This window comes from Nguyenibacter vanlangensis (genome assembly GCF_013376155.1).
Classification (GTDB): Bacteria; Pseudomonadota; Alphaproteobacteria; order Acetobacterales; family Acetobacteraceae; genus Gluconacetobacter; species Gluconacetobacter vanlangensis.
The window spans coordinates 1-517 of the sequence record NZ_JABXXP010001283.1 but is presented as its reverse complement, the minus strand read 5'-3'; the positions used below and the strand labels follow the sequence as shown (position 1 = coordinate 517).

Annotated in this window: 1 pseudogene; it reads right to left on the bottom strand. The window is 69.2% G+C overall.

Going from position 1 to position 517, the window contains the following annotated elements:
- Nucleotides 1–353: 353 nt before the first annotated feature.
- Nucleotides 354–517: pseudogene (locus HUK84_RS22615) on the bottom strand (oxidoreductase); the annotation flags it as partial.

Here is a 517-nt window from a genome sequence, read left to right as displayed (position 1 = left end):
GGACCGCCGGCGGCGGCGTCGCCACCGGCGCGCGAGGTCACGAGCATCCGGCCGTCATGGCCTGATCCATGAGGGCCTGATCCATTAGGAAAATTCATCCGAGGTCCAACGGGGCAATGTGCAACAGGGCCTGATCCATCACGGCGCGCCGCCGGCGGCCACCGGCCGGGGCGCTGTCCCGATGTCCTGCCTTCGCGGTCCGCATGCGGATTTCAGAGAGAAGCAGTCCACCAGGATACTGTTTTAACCTGTTTTAACTTGTGTCCATTTCGGCCCCGCAATCCGGGGCCGTGCGGTTGCGGGACACTAGCACCGTCCCGCGCCCGCGTCGCCCCTTGCCGTGCCGGCGGGTATCACGACCCGGACAGCCTGCGCCACTCGGCGCGGCCTTCCTGGTCCAGCTGGGCGAAGGTGGCGTCGTCCAGCGTCAGCCCGGCGGCGGCGACGTTCTCGTCGACATGGTCGGGGCTGCCGGTGCCGGGGATCGGCAGCATCACCGGCGCGCGGCGCAGCAGCC